The organism is Rhodococcus sp. 11-3 (assembly GCF_023704055.1).
In the GTDB taxonomy this organism is placed as follows: Bacteria; Actinomycetota; Actinomycetes; order Mycobacteriales; family Mycobacteriaceae; genus Rhodococcus; species Rhodococcus aetherivorans.
On sequence record NZ_CP080406.1, the window covers coordinates 4,161,090 to 4,179,827 of the forward strand.

The 18,738-nt window shown below is 72.9% G+C and carries 2 protein-coding genes; both read right to left on the minus strand.

What is annotated here, in order from left to right; all coding sequences use genetic code 11:
• Window positions 1–162 precede the first annotated feature (162 nt).
• Window positions 163–5,973: an amino acid adenylation domain-containing protein gene (locus tag KZJ41_RS19500; protein WP_373566486.1), complete on the minus strand. Its 5,811-nt coding sequence runs from the start codon at window positions 5,971–5,973 to the stop codon at window positions 163–165.
• 612 nt (window positions 5,974–6,585) lie between these two features.
• Entirely contained in the window at window positions 6,586–18,696 is a 12,111-nt protein-coding gene (locus KZJ41_RS19505) for a non-ribosomal peptide synthetase (protein ID WP_251549429.1), read from the minus strand.
• Window positions 18,697–18,738: the final 42 nt, after the last annotated feature.

The following is an 18,738-nucleotide window of genomic DNA, read 5'->3' on the forward strand; positions in this document are numbered from 1 at the left end:
CCTCATCGTCCCAGCCGCTGCCCTCTGCACACGACAGTGCAGGGTGGCACGCGCCAGCCCCATTAGACCATCGGGGCGTCGGGCGCTTCGTTACGGCCGAAACCGGGCGGTCGACCGCGGATCACCCGCCGCGGTCGCCGGGAGGACGACGGAGGATACGGGTCAGCGGGCGCCCCCGATCCAGCGGTCCAGCACCGGACCGATCCGGGCGAGGGCTTCCTGCGACGTCATCTTCCAGTGGGTGGCCTGGACCGATTCGACCGCCAGGGTGCCGGTGACGTGGGCCCGCCACTGCTGCGCGGCGCGGGCGGCCGAGGTTCCGTCCTCCCCCGCGGCGAAGAACAGCAGATCACCGTCGTATCGGGCGGGCCGGTGCTCGCCGAGCAGCCGGTAGGACAGGCGCACGCCCTCGAAGAGGCGTTCGAGCCGGGGCAGGGACAGCGCGTCGAACGGGGCCGGCAGGTCGGCGACCAGCTCCAGTGCCCGCGCGGGGGTGAACTCCGCCAGGTCGACGTCGGACCCGACGTCGGTTCCGATCGCGCCGAGCAGGTCGGCGACGGTGACCGCGGAGGGGGCGGTCCCGGTCGGCGCGGTGGGCGGATGCGCGTCGAGCAGGGCGAGGGTGGCGACCTCGTCGCCGTCGGCGCGCAGACGGACCGCGACGGCGTGGGCGAGGATGCCGCCGAGCGACCAGCCGACCAGGTGGTACGGACCGGCCGGCTGGACATGCCGGATCCGGGCCGCATAGTCGGCCGCCCACGCGTCGATGCTCTCGGGCAGCGGTTCGTCGTCGCGCAGGGCCGGGGACTGCAGTCCGAAGAGGGGACGCTCGGGGTCGAGGTGGCGGGCCAGGCCGGCGAAGCTCCACGACAGGCCGATCACCGGGTGGATGCAGAACACCGGTTCGGCGGAACCGCCCGGGCGCAGGGGCAGCACCGCGTCGAACCCTGCGGTGTGATCGGCCGGACCGGGATCGCCGGCGGATGCCTCGATCCGGGCGGCGAGGGCTTCGACGGTGGGCGTGAGGAACAGCCACTGCAGCGACACCGGCAGGCTCGTGCGCTCGCGCAGCCGGGCGATCACCCGCACGGCGCTGAGGGAGTTCCCCCCGAGGTCGAAGAAGTCGTCGTCGAGGCCGACCGGGAACGCCCCGGTATCGGTTCCCCCGGCCGGCGCGAGGACCTCCCGGTATGCGGCGGCGACCTCCGTCTCGAGCGGAGTGCGCGGCGGGCGGTGGCTCCGCGGGGCGATCACCGGCTCGGGGAGTGCCGCGCGGTCGAGCTTGCCGTGCGGGTTCAGCGGCAACGCGTCGAGGGTGACGAAGCCGGCGGGCACCATGTAGGAGGGCAGGGTCTCGGCCAGCGCGGCGCGCAGCCGGGCGACGTCGACCGGCCCGGCGGCCGGGACCAGGAAGGCCACCAGCCGGTCCCCGCCGTGGACGGTGACCGCGGCGTCGCGGATCGCCGGAAGGGCGCGCAGCGCGGCCTCGATCTCCCCGAGTTCGATCCGGAACCCGTGCACTTTGACCTGGAAGTCGGCGCGCTCGAGGTATTCCAGGGTGCCGCGGCCGGGGTCGTCACCGTCGACGCGCCAGCGCACCACGTCCCCGGTGCGGTAGAGGCGTGAGCCGGGCACGCCGAACGGATTGGCGACGAACCGCTCGGCGGTCAGGCCGGGTCGGCCCAGGTACCCGCGGGCGAGCTGCACCCCGGCCAGGTACAGTTCGCCGGCCACGCCCGGCGGCACGGGGTGCATCCGCTCGTCGAGGACGAACGTCTGGGTGTTGGGGATGGGGTCGCCGATCGGCACCGACGTGTGCGCGAGTGCGGTGACCGCGTGCGCGGTCACCGAGACGGCCGCCTCCGTCGGGCCGTACAGGTTCACCAGGTCCGCGTTCGAGGCGCCGAGCGCGCGCTCCGCCGTCGGGGTGGGCAGCACCTCGCCGATGGCGAGGACGCGGCGCAGGGTGTCGGGCAGCTCGCCGGCCGAGTCCTCGAGCAGCGCCTCGAGCATCGACGGCACCACGTGCAGGGTCGTGACCTTCTCCCGGCGGATCAGGTCGTTGAGGTAGGACGGGTCGCGGTGCCCGTCGTGGGCGGTGATCACCAGGCGGGCCCCGCAGGTGAGCGCGGACCAGAACTCCCACACCGACAGGTCGAAGGTCGCGGCGGTCTTGAGCAGTACCGCGTCGTCGGGGCCGAGCTCGTAGTGCGCCCGCTTCCAGGCGATCTGGTTGACGATCGCCTCGTGCGGCACGGCCACGCCCTTCGGGCGTCCGGTCGATCCGGAGGTGTAGATGACGTAGGCGGTGTTCGCGGCGCGCAGCGGTGTCCGCCGGTCCGCGTCACCGAGCGGCGCGGGATCGACGTCGCTCAGGTCGAGGCGGTCGACATCGAGCACCGTCCGCCCGGCCAGCGCGTCGACCCGGTCGGCGGTGGTCGACAGCACGCACTGCGGGGCCGCGGCGCCGAGGATGTACTCGTTGCGGGCCGCGGGGTGGTCGGGATCCAGCGGCAGGTAGGCGCCGCCGGCCTTGGCGACGGCGTACATCGCCACCACGAGGTCGACCGAACGCCGGATGCACAGGGCCACCGTGGATTCCGGTCCCACTCCCTGCGCCACGAGGTGGCGGGCGAGCCGGGTGACGCGCTCGTCGAACTCCCGGTAGGTGAGGGTGCCGCCGCGGAACACCAGCGCGGGTGCGTCCGGGGTGGCCGCGACCTGCTCGTCGAACAGGTCGACGAGGGTCCGGCCGGCGGTGAGGTCGGCCTGTTCGGCCTCCCATGCCCGCATCATCCCGGCGAGTTCCGTGGCGTCGTGCAGATCGATGTCGCCGACGACGGTGTCGGGTTCGGCGACGATCGCCCGCAGAATCCGCAGGTACCGGTCGAGCATGCGCTGGATCGTCGGCGCGTCGAACAGGTCGGTGGCGTAACCGAACTCGACGTCGAAACCGCCCGGGCCGCCGCCCGCACCGTGGTCGACCACTGTGACGTGGAGATCGAAACGCGCTGCGTACGAAACGCTCTCGACCGGCGCGATCCGCAGTTCCGGCAGCTCGAGGGCGTCGTGGGCGAAGTTCTGGTACGAGAACCCGACCTGGAAGAGGGGATGGCGCGCGGTGGACCGGACCGGGTCGAGCACCTCGACGAGGCGTTCGAAGGGCACGTCGGCGTGCGCGAACGCCTGCAGATCGGTGTCGCGGACCTGCTCGAGCAGCGTCGTGAACGACGCGGCGACGTCGACGTCCGTCCGCAGGGCGAGCATGTTGACGAACATGCCGATCAGGCCGTCGAGTTCGGGGGCCGTGCGTCCCGCGACGGGGGTGCCGACGACCACGTCGTGGGTGTTCGACACCCGCGCGAGCAGCACCGCGAGGACCGCGTGCAGCACCATGAACGGGGTCACGCCGTGCTCGCGCGCGAGAGCCGCGATCGCGTCGCGGGTGGCCTCGTCGACCTGCGCCGAGACCCGTTCGCCCGCATGGCCGATGACCGCGGGGCGCGGCCGGTCGGTGGCGAGCTCGAGGTGCTCGGGGATGCCGGCGAGCGCACGCCGCCAGTAGGCCAGCTGCCGGGCCGTCCCGGACCGGGGATCGTCCTCGTCGCCGAGGGCGTCGAGCTGCCACAGCGTGTAGTCGGCGTACTGGACGGGCAGGGGCTCCCACGACGGTTCCCGTCCCGCCGACCGTGCGGTGTAGGCGGTGACGAGGTCCCGGACGAGCGGCCCCAGCGACGAGCCGTCGCCGGCGATGTGGTGGAGGACCACGGCGAGCACGTGCTCGTCGTCGGCGATCCGGAAGAGCCGGGCGCGGACGGGAACCTCGCCGGTGACGTCGAAGCGCCTGCCCGCGAGGCCGGCGAGGCGGGCCGGGGCGTCGGAGTCGGTCGCGTCCTCCGGCCCGAGGTCGAGCGGAACGTCGCCGACGGCGAGGATGCGCTGCTCGCCGACGCCGTCGACCTCGGGGTACACCGTCCGGAGCGTCTCGTGCCGCGCGACGACGTCCCGCACGGCCGCGCGCATCGCGTCGACGTCGAGCCTGCCGGACAGCCGCACGGCGAGCGGGATGTTGAACACCGCCGAGTCCGGATCGAGGCGGTTGAGGAACCACATGCGCTGCTGCGCGGGAGAGAGCGGGATCCGGTCGGGTCGCGGGCGCCGCGGCAGCAGGCCGCGGGCGGCCGCCGGCGCGGCCTCGACCCGGGCCGCGAGCGACGCGACCGTGGTGGCGTCGAACAGGTCGGCGGCGGAGACGGTGACGTCGAGCGCCGCCCTGATCCGACCGATCACGCGAGTGGCGAGCAGCGAGTTGCCGCCCAGGTCGAAGAAGTCGTCGTCGACCGAGACCCGCGGCACCCCGAGCACGTCGGCGAACGCCTCCGCGACGGCCGCCTCCGCGACGGTGGCCGGCGCCCGGTACGGGGCCGACGCGATCTCGGGCTCGGGCAGGGCCGCGCGATCGAGCTTGCCCACCGGCGTCAGCGGAATGGTCTCCAGCGCGATCACCGACGACGGAATCATGTGCGACGGAAGCCGTTCGGCGACGAAGGCCGTGAGCGCGGCGGCGTCGATCGCGGAACCGGGGGCGGCGTGCACGTAGGTGACGAGACGGGTGTCCCCCGTCCCACTCCGGTGACCGACGGTGGCGGCGAAGTCGACCGTGGAGTGCGCGGCGAATGCCGCATCGATCTCACCGAGCTCGATGCGGAAGCCACGGACCTTCACCTGGAAGTCGTTCCGGCCCAGATACGAGATGCCCTCGCGGGCCGAGCGCGGGGACCGCACCAGGTCACCGGTGCGGTACCTCCGGGCGCCACCGGGCGCGGCGACGAAGCGCGCGGCCGTCAGTCCGGGACGATCGTGATAGCCGCGGGCGAGGCAGGGCCCGGTCAGGTACAGTTCGCTGGCCGTGCCCGCCGGCACGGGCCGAAGGCGGGAATCGAGGACCTCGGCGACGACTCCGCGAATCGGGCGGCCGATCGTGACGGGTTCGCCGGGCCGAAGCGGCCCGGAGATGTTCGTCATGATCGTGGTCTCCGTGGGGCCGTACCCGTTGTGGAACCGGCGGCCGGGCGCCCAGCGCGCCACCAGGTCCGGCGGGCACGCCTCGCCGCCGACCACCACCACCCCGAGGTCGTCCAGGCCGGCGGGCTCCACCGAGGCGAGGGCCGCCGGGGTCACGAAGGCGTGCGTGACCCGCTCGCTGCGCAGCAGTTCGGCCAGCTCGTCGCCGCCGTACACGGAGGGCGGGGCGACGACCATCGTCGCCCCGGCGCCGACGGCGAGCAGCAGCTCGAGCACCGACGCGTCGAAGCTGGGGGACGCGAAGTGCAGGGTGCGGGCTCCGGGGGTGAGGTGGTAGCGCTCGACCTGCTCGGCGCAGAAGGCGGCGAGCCCGGCCTGGGTGACCACGACGCCCTTCGGCTGTCCCGTGGAGCCCGAGGTGTAGATGACGTAGGCGGGATGGTCGGGGCGCAGCGGCCGCACGCGGTCGACGAAGGCGAGCGGGTCGGCCGGGCAGGCGTCGAGCTCCTTCCGGATCTCGGCGCCGTCCAGGACGACGGTGCCGAACCCCTCGGGGACGACGTGCCGGTGCGCGGCCACCGTGAGGGCGAGGCGGGCGTTCGAGTCCGACAGCATGTAGCGGACCCGATCGGCCGGGTAGCGGGGGTCCACCGGGACGAACGCCGCGCCCGCCTTGGCGACCGCCCAGACGGCGAGAACGGACCGGATCGAGCGGGTGAGCAGCACCGCGACGCGGTCCTCGGGGCCGATTCCCCGAGCGATGAGCAGGCGCGCGAGCCGGGACGACTCGGCGTCGGCATCGCGGTAGGTGAGGGTGCGTCCCTCCGACGTGAGCGCCGGCGCGCCGGGATCGCGTTCGACGGCGGCCGACAGCAGGTGCGGCAGCAGTGCCGTAGGCGTCCGGCGGCGCGAACCGCGGAGATTTCCGCGGACGGTTCGGTCGATCACCTTCATCGGCTCTCCCCTCCGAATTCCGGAGCCGTTGCGCGCGTGCGCATTCCGGCTCCGTTCACCGCCGGGGTGTCAAGAACTACGGCGACGCCCGCCCTCCCCCGGCGGTCGCCGCTCCACTGTGCCTCGCGCACCGGAACCCCGACGATTCCCGGCGCTAGAGCACTTCGTCACCATTCCACACGAAAACAAACCGTGCCACCTGTACGTATGTCCGGAAACTAAGTTACCGACGGGTAGACCGGCATTCCGGACAGGAGTCGCCGGCCCCGCGAGAGCGTCGGCGCAGCCTCGGCGCGACGTTCGCCGCGCGACACAGCGTCGCCCCGCACGGGACGAACGGCCCGGAGCGCCGCGCGCGACCGGCGGCGGGGAGATCCCGGACCTCGCGCCGGATCTGCCTCGCCACCTGCAGATTCCGGTGGCGCGAGGCGAAGGACCTCGGCACCGCCTCCGGGCCGTTCGGCACCGCCTTCCGGCCGTTCGGCCGTTCCGACCGCACCACGAACCCCGCCAAGCCTAGACAATGCACACGTTTCATCCAACTGTTGGACAGCAGACGTTCGATGTCGAATGTGAGCTCGAACACGGCCGCCACTCACCCATGGGTCAACGATCCACGCCGTCGCATTCCGGGCAGGAGCCGCCGGACGTCCAGCGCGCCAGCAGCGGCCCGAGACGAGCGCACGCACTCGGCCCGGTCATCTCCCAATGCGAGGTCGGCAGGTCGTGCCGGTGCACGCCGCCGGAGACGTACGGTGACCAGTCCCGGCCCGATTCGGGATCCGGCACGGTCTGCGGCGCGGCGCCGACGAAGAGAATGCGTCCCTCGTACCGGGCCGGCACGTGCCGCTCGAGCGCCTCGAACGAGCAGTCGATGCTCGTGAGGACGGACGAGGCGAGGGTGGGATCGATCTCGTCGGCGAGCATCCCGATGTCACCGAGGGCGTACGCCGGTTCCCCGCCGCCGGCGCGGTTCGCACCGAAGGCCGCCGCAGCCACCGCGACCGGATCCACCGGGCCGCGCACGGCGTCGGGCAGATAGGCGTCGAGCAGCACGAGCGAACCGACCTCGAGTCCGGCTCGCTGGAGCTGGACCGCCATCTCGTGGGCGATCACCCCGCCGAGGGACCATCCGACCAGGTGGAAGGGACCGTCCGGATGGACCCGCCGGACCTCCGAGACGTACCGCGCCGCCCAGGACTCGATCGAATCCGGTAGGTCCGACTCCCCGGACAGCGCCGGGGACTGCAGTCCGTAGACCGCACGGCCCGGCTCGACGTAGCCGGCGAGCGAGGCGAAGCTCCAGGCGAGGCCGATCACCGGATGGACGAAGAACACCGGATCGCGTCCGTCGTCGCCCTCGCGCAGCGGCAGCAGCACGTCCAGGGAGGAGTCGGCGGACCCGCTCGCCGGCGGCTTCTCCCCCGCCGACTGCTCGATCCGGGCCGCAAGGTCCCCCACCGTCGGATGGGCGAACACCCACTCGAGCGGCACCGGACGGCCGAGCCGGCGCGCGAGCTCCCGCGTCGCCCCCACGGCCACGAGCGAGGATCCGCCGAGGACGAAGAAGTCGTCGTCGGATCCGACCCGGTCCGCAGCGAGGACGTCCGCGAACACCTGCGCAACCGCACGCTCGACGGGCGTCGCCGCAGCCCGGTAGGACGCCCGCTCGGGCATCGGCGCGGGCAGCGCGCCGCGATCGACCTTGCCCGTCGTTCCGACGGGGAGCCGGTCCAGGCGCATGATCGAGGCCGGCAGCATGTAGTTCGGCAGCTCGTCCGCGAGCGCGCTCCGCAGGGCCCCCAGGTCGAGGTCCGACTCACCCTGCGCGGCAACGACATACGCGACGATCCGAGCGCCGGTCGCGGCGTCGTGGTGCACCGTCGCGACCGCGGCCGCCACGGCGGGCAGACGCAGCAGCGCCGCCTCGATGTCTCCGAGTTCGATCCGGAAACCGCGCAGCTTGACCTGGGAGTCTCCGCGGCCCACGTGCTCGAGGACGCCCGCAGGGGTCCACCGGGCCAGATCACCGGTGCGGTACAGACGGCCCCCGGCCCCGAAGGGGTCGGCAACGAACCGGTCCGCGGTCGCCCCGGGGCTGCCGCTGTAGCCCCGCGCGAGTTGCCGGCCCGCCAGGTAGAGCTCTCCGGTCACTCCCACCGGCACGGGCCGCAGCCGCCGGTCGAGTACGTACACGCGGGTGTTCCACCCGGGCACCCCGATCGGCACCTGGTCGGTGTCCGCGCCCGTGACCCGGTGCGCCGTCACCGACACGGCCGCCTCGGTGGGTCCGTACAGATTGACGAGCTCCGCCCGGCTCGACCGGCGCCACGCCCCGGCCACGGCACCCGGTAGCGTCTCCCCGATCGAGAGCACCCGCCGCACCGAGGTCGGCAATTCTCGGTCTGCACCCGCGATCAGGGCGCTCAGCAGGGACGGAACCAGGTACAGCGTCGTCACGAACTCGCGCTCGACGAGCGCGAGCAGGCGGAGCGGATCGCGGCGAGCCTCGGGATCCGCCACCACCAGCCGGCCGCCACATGTCGTGGCGCCCCAGAACTCCCACACCGACAGGTCGAACGTCGCCACCGTCCGCTGCACCGTCACCTCGTCCGGACCGAACCCGAACTCCGCATGCATCCAGCGCAACTGGTTGACCACTGCGCCGTGGGCCACCGCCACGCCCTTGGGCACCCCGGTCGATCCCGACGTGAACAGTATGTAGGCGAGGTTCGAGGGCCGCAGCGGCGCACTGCGATCGGCGTCGGTCACCGGGGCGGCCGAGTACCGCGACAGGTCCACACTCGAGGTATCGATCACCGGGATCGGCTCCGGCACAACCTCCCTCGCGACGCGCGTGGACACCGCCGTCGCGAGGACCGTCGCCGGCCGCGCCGCCTCGACCATGCGGGCCAGCCTGGTGATCGGCAGCGACGGGTCGAGCGGAACGTAGGCGCCCCCGGCGGCGGACACCGCGTACATGGCGACGACGAGGTCCACGGAGCCGGGCATCATCAGACCGACCCGGGTCTCCGGCCCGACGCCGGCCGCCACCAGCGCGCGGGCCAGCCGGGCGACGCGAGCGCCGAGTTCCCCGAAGGTCAGCTGCACGCCGTCCCCGACGAGCGCGACCGCCCCCGGGCGTTCGTGCACCTGGTGCTGGAACAGCTCGGGGAGGCAGCCGCCGCTCGCAACCTCGACCCGGGTGTCGTTCGTCGCCTCGAGCAGCGCCCGCCGCTCGTCGGCGCCGAGCAGATCGGCGTCGCCGACCGCCCGGTCGGGAACCGAGACGAGTTCGCCCAGGATCCGAACGAACCGGTCCGCGATGGACGCGGCCGCGCGTACGTCGAAGAGATCGGTGGCGTAGGACAGATGCCCGCCGATACCCGCAGGCGTCCCGTCTGCGCCGTAACTGTCGCCGACGATCAGGTGCAGGTCGAACTGGGCGATCTCCCCTGCGACGTCGACCGGAGCCGCCACCAGGTCCGGGAGTTCGAAGGCGACCGCTCCGAGGTTCTGGAACGACAACCCCACCTGGAACAGCGGATGCCGCGCCATGGACCGGGCCGGCGCCAGCGCCTCGACGAGTCGTTCGAACGGGACGTCCGCATGGGCCAGGGCCTGAATGTCCTGCTCCCGGACCTGCGCGAGCAGCGACGCGAAGGAGACGGCGGGATCGACCCGCGTGCGGAACACGAGGGTGTTCACGAACATCCCGATCAGGTCGTCGAGGGCCGCCTCACCCCGACCGGCCACCGGGGTGCCCACCGCGACGTCCTCGGTGCCGGACAGCCGGGCCAGCAGCACCGCGAAGGCCGTGTGCACGACCGTGAAGGGAGTGGTCCTCGTGGCCGCCGCGAGCGCGGCCACCCTGCCGTGAAGGTCCGCGTCGATCGTGACGGGAACCCGGTCTCCCCGGTAGGACTGCACCGGAGGCCGCGGCCGGGTCGTGGGCACGGGCAACTGGTCGGGCAGCCCGGCCAGTTCGTCGGCCCAGTAGGCGAGCTGGCGGGAGACGCGCGAGGCGGGATCGGCTTCGCTGCCCAGCACCTCCCGCTGCCACAGCGTGTAGTCCGCATACTGCACCGGCAGCGGCCGCCATGCGGGTTCGCGGCCCTCCCGTCGCGCGCTGTACGCGAGGGCGAGATCCCGCACGAGCGGCGCCACGGAATAGCCGTCGGCGGCGATATGGTGCACCACGACCAGCAGGACGTGTTCGGCCGGGGACACCCGGAACAGCCGCACGAGAACCGGAACGGACCGGGTGACATCGAATCCGACCGCCGCCGCCGACCGGACGGCGGCCTGGAGCTCCGATTCGTCGACGTCCGCCGGGCGCAGGGCCGGCACACCGGCGCCCGCGGGCAGAATCTGCTGGACCGGGACCCCGTCGACCTCGGGGTAGACGGTCCGGAGGACCTCGTGCCGGGCGACCACGTCGGCGACCGCCGACTGCAGCGCGACCGGATCCAGCCGTCCGGTCAGCCGCACGGCCATCGGGATGTTGTAGGCCGCCGCGGTCGCCTCGAACCGGCTGAGGAACCACATCCGCTGTTGGGCCGGCGACAGCGGGATCCGCTCCGGACGCGGCCGGGCCGCCAGGGCGGGCAGGCCGCCGGACCCGACGTGCCGTTCCACGGCTGCCGACAGCGACTCGATCGTCGACGCCTCGAAGATCACGCGGACGGGCACCGACGCGCGCAGCGCCGACCCGATCCGGGCGACCACACGCGTGGCGATCAGCGAATTCCCGCCGAGCGCGAAGAAGTCGTCGTCGAGACCGAGCCGCTCCGCGCCGAGCACCTCACCGATCACCGAGGCGACGGTCTTCTCGATCGCGGTGGTGGGCCCCCGGAACTCACGGACGGCCGGGACCGGTTCCGGCAGGGCCCGGCGATCCACCTTTCCGGATGTGGTGAGCGGGAGTTCCCCGAGCACGGTCACCACGTCGGGCACCATGTACCGCGGCAGCAGGCGCCCCACTGCCGCGCGAACGGCGTCCGCGTCGGCCTCGGCGCCGTCCGCGGACACGACGTACGCGGCGATCTGCGCGCCGTGGGGCCCGTCGTGGACGGTCACGACGGCCTGCGCCACCTGCGGCTGCGCCAGCAGTGCCGCCTCGATCTCCCCCAGCTCGATCCGCAGACCGCGCACCTTCACCTGGAAGTCGTTGCGGCCCAGGAACTCGAGCGTACCGTCCGGCAACCACCGGACCCGGTCACCGGTGCGGTACAGCCGCGCCCCGCCGGGGTGCGCGACGAACCGCTGCGCGGTCAGATCCGGGCGGGCATGGTAACCGCGGGCAAGTTGCACCCCACCGAGATACAGCTCCCCCGGCACCCCGATCGGCACCGGGTTCAGCCGCTCGTCGAGAACATGCGTGGTGGTGTTGCGGATCGGACGGCCGATCGGCACGGTGCCGGCATCGGTGCGACGTCCGGCACAGCGCAGCACGGTCGCGGTGACGGTCGCCTCGGTCGGGCCGTACGTGTTGTCCAGCAGCGCATCCGAGCGTTCGGCGAACCGGGCCGCGAGCTCTCCCGGCAGCGCCTCGCCACCGACGGACAGGTACTTCAGCGTCGCCGGCAGCTCGAGTGCGGGATCGGCGAGGAACACGGCGAGCATCGCCGGAACGAACTCGAGGATGCCGACGGCCCACTGCCGCGACAGGCGGGCCAGGTACTCCGGGTCGCGATGGCCTCCCGGTGCCGCGACCACGAGCCGCGCACCGACCTGCAGCGGGAAGAACAGCTCCCACACCGACGCGTCGAACGTGATGGGGGTCTTCTGCAGCGCCGTGTCCCCCATGCCGAATTCGTAGCGCTCGCGCATCCACGTCATCTGGTTGACGACGGCGCCGTGGGTGACGGCAACGCCCTTGGGCCGGCCCGTCGACCCGGAGGTGTAGATCACGTAGGCGATGTTCGCCCGATGCAGCGGCGCCAGGCGCTCGTGGTCGGCGAACTCGGTGACCGGCGCCGGGGCGAAGTCCGATTCGTCGACCACGAGGGCCGGGACGGAATCGGGGAGCGTGCCCCGATCGCGCGTCGTGGTCAGCACCACCACCGGCTCGGCGGTGGCCAGGACGTATGCCGTTCGCTCGGCGGGGTGTTCCGGGTCGAGCGGCACGTACCCGCCACCGGCCCGGAGAACCGCATAGATCCCGACCATCATCTCGACCGATCGGCTCATGTGGACGCCGACCAGCCGATCGGGCCCGACGCCGCACGCGACGAGGCGCCGGGCGAGCCGGTCCACCCGAGAGGCGAACTGCGCGTAGGTCAGCGCGGTGTCCTCGAAGACGACCGCCGTCGCGTCGGGGGTGCGCCGCGCCTGCCGGGTGAACGCGTCCAGCACCAACCGGTCACCGAGCGGCGCGGCGGTCCGGTTCAGCTCGTCGAGCCGGGCACGTTCCTCCGCGGTGCGCAGGTCGATGCCGCCGACCGGAACGCCCGGATCGTCCGCCGCCGCCTCCAGGATCGACGCGAGTCGCGCGGCGAACGTCCGCACGGTGTCCTCGTCGAACAGGTCACACGCGTAGACGACGGATCCGGCGACCCCGTCCCGCCGCCCCTGCTCGTCGCGCATCTCGGTCAGGTGGATCTCGAGATCGAGTTTGGCGCCGCCCGTGGCCGTCCCGACCGGCGCGATGTGCAGGTCCGGCAATGCGATCTCGGAGCGGGTGAAGTTGTGCACCACGAGCAGCACCTGGAACAGGGCCGAATGCGCGGTGGACCGGACGGGATCGAGGATCTCCACGAGCCGTTCGAGCGGAACGTCGGGGTTGCCGAAGGCGGCGAGGTCGACCTCCCGCACGCCGGCGAGAAGCTCGGAGAAGGTGGCGTCCGGGTGGATCCGAGTGCGCAGCACGAGGGTGTTGCCGAACATCCCCACGAGATCGTCGAGCGCCTCCTCGCCGCGGCCGGCGACCTGTGCCCCGACGGGAATGTCGTCGGTACCGGACAGGCGGGCCAGCAGGACCGCGAGCGCGGCGTGCGCGAGCATGAAGAACGTCACGCCGTGATCCCGGGCGAGCCGATCGAGCCGGGCGGCCAACGCCTCGTCCAGGGTGAAGTCGACGCTCGCGCCGCGCCCGGTCTGCACGGCGGGCCGCGGGCGGTCGGTGGGCAGTTCCACCAGGTCCGGCAGGTCCGCCAGCGCCGTGGTCCAGTAGTTCAACTGGCGCGCGAGCACCGACTCGGGGTCGTCCTCGGAGCCCAGCACGTCCTGTTGCCACAGGGCGTAGTCGGCGTACTGCACCGGCAGCGGAGTCCACTCCGGTGCCCGGCCCGCTCTGCGGGACAGGTACGCGGTGGCCAGATCCCGGGCCATCGGGGCCCGGGATCCGCCGTCGCTCGCGATGTGGTGAACGACGACGACCAGCACGTGGTCCCGGTCGGTGAGCCGCAACAGGGCCGCCCGGACGGGTACCGCACCGGTGACGTCGAACCCCCGGGAGACGAGGGCGGCGATCCGCGGGTGCAGGTCGTCCTCGGCCACGTCCTGTGCCGCCAGATCGAGCGGTACGTCCTCGAGCGGAACGATCACCTGGAACGGTCCGGAGTCGGAGTCGGGGAAGACGGTGCGCAGGGCCTCGTGCCGGGCGAGCAGGTCGCGCAGGGCGGCCTGCAGCGCCGGCACATCCAGCGCCCCGGTCAATCGCAGCACGAGCGGGATGTTGAAGGCGGCGGAGTCCGGGTCGAACCGGTTGAAGAACCACATCCGCCGCTGCGCGAGCGACAGCGGAATCCGCTCGGGGCGCGGCCGGGGGCGCAGGGGCATCCGGGACGGGACCGCGACCGGATCCCCCATCCGCGCCGCCAGGGCCGACACGGTCGGCGCTTCGAACAACGTCCGCACCGGGACCCGGACGCCGAGGGCGGCCTCGAGCCGCGCGATGACCTGCATCGCGAGCAGCGAGTTGCCGCCGAGCGCGAAGAAGTCGTCGGCGCGGCCGACCCGCTCGACCCCGAGCACCGCCCCGTACACGTCTGCGACCGTTTGCTCGTCGGACGTGGCGGGGGCGCAGTACTCGGCCGACTCGGGCAGCGGCACCGGCAGTGCCCGCCTGTCCAGCTTGCCACCGGGAGTGAGGGGCAGGGCGTCGAGCACGACGATGTGGCCGGGCACCATGTGGTTCGGCAGTTCCCCGGCGAGGAACTGGCGCAGGTGCGCCGGGTCGGGCACGGCGCCGGCCGCGCCGACGACGTAGCCGACGAGCCTGTCCCCGCCGCGCGGATCGGTGTGCAGCACCGTGGTGGCCTGCGCGACGGAGGGGTTCCGTTCCAGTGCGGCGTCGATCTCGCCGAGTTCGATCCGGAATCCACGCAGCTTGACCTGGAAGTCGCTGCGCCCGAGGTACTCCAGTTCGGCGACCGCGCCGGTGCTGCGCCATCGGACCATGTCGCCGGTCCGGTACATCCGCGTGCCCGGCGCTCCGAACGGGTCCGCCACGAACCGTGCCGCCGACAACCCGCTGCGCCGGTGGTAGCCCCGCGCGAGAGCGGCCCCGGCCAGGTACAACTCGCCGGCCACGCCGGACGGCACCGGCCGCAGCCGGGAGTCCAGCACCAGGGCGGCCACCCCCGGTACGGGCCGGCCGACGGTGACCGGGCGCCCGGGCTGCAGCCGCGCGAACGACGAGATGATCGTCGTCTCCGTAGGCCCGTAGCCGTTGAAGTAGCTCCGTCCCGGCGCCCACCGCGCCAGCAGTTGCGGCGATGTCACGTCCCCGCCGACGGACACGACCTCGAGACGGTCGAGTCCTGACGGATCGACCGTCCCCAGCACCGCCGGCGTGACGATGGTGTGGCTGACCCGTTCGGCCCGAAGCAGTTCCGCGAGTTCGGGTCCGCCGACGATCGTCGAGGGCACCACGACCAGGGTCGCGCCCTGGGAGAACGCGGCCATCCACTCGAGCACCGACGGATCGAAGCTGGGCGAGCACACGTGCAGGAACCGCGACCGTGACGTCACGCCGTACAGCGTCACCGCGGCACCGAGCAGCGGGTCGAGACCCGCGTGGGTGACCACCACACCCTTGGGGTGCCCGGTCGACCCCGACGTGTAGATGACGTACGCCGCGTGCTGCAGCGACAGCGGCCGTACCCGCTCGGCGTCGGACATCCGGGCGGCGGATCGTGTCGCGACGGCCCGCACGACCTCGGGATCGTCCAGTTCCAGCCGGGGCGGGGACGCGGGCAGCGCGGGGGCGTACGAGGTGGTGGTCAGGCACACCGCCGCACCGGAGTCGGCGAGCATGTACCGGACCCGCTCCGCCGGATAGGACGGATCCACCGGAAGGTGCGCGGCGCCGGCCTTCGCGACCGCCCACACGCCGAGCACCATCTCGTAGGAACGCGGGAACGCCAGCGCCACCACGTCCTCGGGGCCGACGCCGCGTGCTGCCAGTTCCCGCGCGAGCCGGGACGACGACTCGTCGAGTTCGCGGTAGCTGATCGTGCGGTCCTGGTACCGGACGGCCGGCGCCTCGGGGTCCCGGGAGACCGCCGCCGTCAGGATCTCGGCGAGCGTGCGGGCACCGCTCGGTGCGTCGTCCGGGGCACGGGTGAGCCGGTCGGCTTCGTCGTCGGCAAGGAGCGCCAGGTCACCGACCGGCACGGCCGGGTCCGCCACGGCGGCGGCCAGCAGCCGCACGAACCGCCGCGCGAATCCGGCCACCGTCTCGTCGTCGAACAGGTCCCTGGCGAAGACGAAGTCCGCCGACATTCCCGCCGGTCCCCCGCCGGGGTCCGTGTGTTCACGCAGCGTCAACGACAGATCGAACTTCGCGGTGGTCGCATCGAACGGCACCGCCGCCACGCTCAGGTCCGGCAGCTCGAGACCCGCGGGGGGCAGGTTCTCGAAGGCGATGGCCACCTGGAACAGCGGGTGCCGCGCGGTCGAACGCTCCGGAGCGAGCAGTTCCACGACGCGCTCGAAGGGGATCTCCGCGTGGGTGAACGCCTCCAGGTCGCTCTCGCGGACCCGCGCGAGATGCTCCGCGAACCCGGAACCGGGATCGACCCGGGTGCGCAGCACCAAGGTGTTGACGAACATGCCGACCATCTCGTCCAGCGCGGCGTCACCGCGGCCGGCGACCGCGGTACCCACGGCGATGTCATGCGACGACGACATCCGGGCGAGGAACACCGCGAGCGCGGTGTGCAGGACCATGAACAGGGTCGACCCGCACTGCTGTGCCAGTTCCCCCGCCCGCCGGTGCGTCGGGGCATCGATATCGAACGCGACCCGGCCGCCGGCGAAGGACTGCACCGGCGGGCGGGCCCGATCCGTCGGGAGGTGCAGTTCCGCGGGGAGATCCGCGAGGACCCGCCGCCAGTACTCCGCCTGTGCCGAGAGGGGACTGTCCGCGTCCCGCTCCGATCCGAGCACCTCACGCTGCCACAGCGCGAAGTCCGCGTACTGCAGCGGCAACGGCTCCCATCCGGGCTCCCGGCCGGCGGCCCGCGCGGCGTACGCGGTCATCAGATCGCGCGTCAACGGCGCCATCGACCAGCCGTCGGCGCTGATGTGGTGTGCCACGAACACGAGCACGTGCTCGTCGTCCGCGACCCGGAACAGCCGCACCCGGAACGGCACCTCGGCGGTCACGTCGAATCCGGTGGCCACCACGTCGGCGATCCGGTCGGCCAGCTCCGTTCCGGGCACCGATTCCGACGCCCAGTCGGGCGTGTATCCGGCGGCGGGAACGACCGTCTGGTACGGGCGCCCGTCCGTTTCGGGATACCTGGTTCGCAGGATCTCGTGCCGGACCGCGATGTCGGACACCGACTTTCGCAGGGCATCGACGTCGAGCCGGCCCGTCAGCCGGATCGCCACCGGGATGTTGTCGGCCGCGGAGGCCGGATCGAACCGATTGAGGAACCACATCCGCTGCTGCGCGAACGACAGCGGTACGCGGTCCGGGCGCTCCCGCGCCACCAGCGGAACAGCGTGTGCCGCCGCGCCACCCGACTCCAGATGCGCCGCCAATGCCGCCACGGTCGGCGCCTCGAACACCACCGGCACCGGCACCCGGGTCTCCAGGGCCGCACCCAGGCGCGCCACCAACCGGGTCGCGAGAAGCGAATTTCCCCCCAGTTCGAGGAAGGAGTCGTCCACGCCGACGCGCTCGCGCCCGAGCACCTCGGCGAACACCGACGCGACCGTCTCCTCGACCGGGGTGCGCGGCGCCCGGTATTCCCGCTCGGCGAACACCGGTTCGGGCAGCGCCGCCCGATCGAGCTTGCCCACCGGGGTCAGCGGCACCGCGTCGAGCACCATCACCAGGGCCGGCACCATGTGGCCGGGCAGCGTCTCGGCCAACCCGGCGAGCACCGCCGGCGCGTCCATCCGGGTTCCGGCCGCGGGCAGCACGTACGACACCAGTGCCGTCTCCCCCGACGGCAGCACCTTCCCGACGGTCGCGGCGAACTCGATGTCCGGCCGGGCCGTCAGGGCGGCGTCGATCTCACCCAGTTCCACCCGGAACCCGCGGATCTTGACCTGGAAATCGCTGCGCCCGAGATACTCGATCGGGCCGTCGGCCGCGCGGCGCACCAGGTCTCCCGTCCGGTACATCCGGGTTCCCGGATCCGACCCGAACGGATCGGCCACGAACCGCTCCGCCGTCAGTCCCGGCCGGCGGTGGTAGCCGCGCGCCACCTGGGCGCCCGCCAGATACAGCTCACCCACCACACCCGGCGGCACCGGCCGCAACCGGCCGTCGAGCACGTACGCCGCCAGTCCCGGGATCGGGGTGCCGATCGTGATCGGCTCGCCCGCCACCAGCGGCGCGCTGCTCGTCGCCAGGATCGTCGCCTCGGTCGGCCCGTACGCGTTGAAGAACCGCCGGCCGGGACCGGTCCACCGGCTCACCAACTCCGGCCCGAAGGCCTCCCCGGCCGCCACCACCACCCGCAGGTCCGTCAGGCCCGTGGGATCCACCGAACTCAATGCCGCCGGCGTGATGAACACGTGGGTCACCGCGTCGGCCGCCAGCACCTCGGCCAGGTCGGCACCGCCGCCCACCGACGCCGGCGCCACCACCACCGTCGCACCCGCGGAGAACCCGATCAGCAACTCGAGCATCGAGACGTCGAAACTCGGCGAGCACACATGCAACACCCGCGCGTCCGCACCGACCCCGTAGTGCTCCCGCTCGGCGGAGATCACGCCGGCGATCCCGGCATGGGTGACCGCCACCCCCTTCGGGCGGCCCGTGGAGCCGGACGTGTAGATCATCCAGGCGAGGTCCGGCCCTTCGAGCGCGCGCGTCCGGTCGGCGTACGAGACGGGATGCCCGGGCAGCTGCCCGACCTGCCCGGCCACCGCCGCATCGTCGAGCAGCACCTGTTCGACTCCGGCCGGCACCGCGGCCGCGAAATCGCGCACCGTCATGCACAGGGCCGCGCCGGAGTCTGCCAGCATGAATTCCACCCGCTCGAGTGGGTAGCGCGGGTCGACGGGGACGAACGTCGCGCCCGACTTCGCCACCGCCCACAACGCGAGCACCGACTCCACCGAACGGGGTATCGCCACCGCGACCACGTCGCCCGGCCCGACGCCCCGGCCGATCAGCCACCGCGCCCACCGCGACGACCTCTCGTCCAGCTCGCGATACGACAGGGCGGGGCCACCGGCGGCGCCCACCACCGCGGGATGGTCTCCGCGTTCCTCCACCGCGGAGGTCAGCAGAGTCGGCAGCAGTGCCACGCGCGTGGCCCGGCTACGCGACCGGCCCGGTTCCCTGCGCCG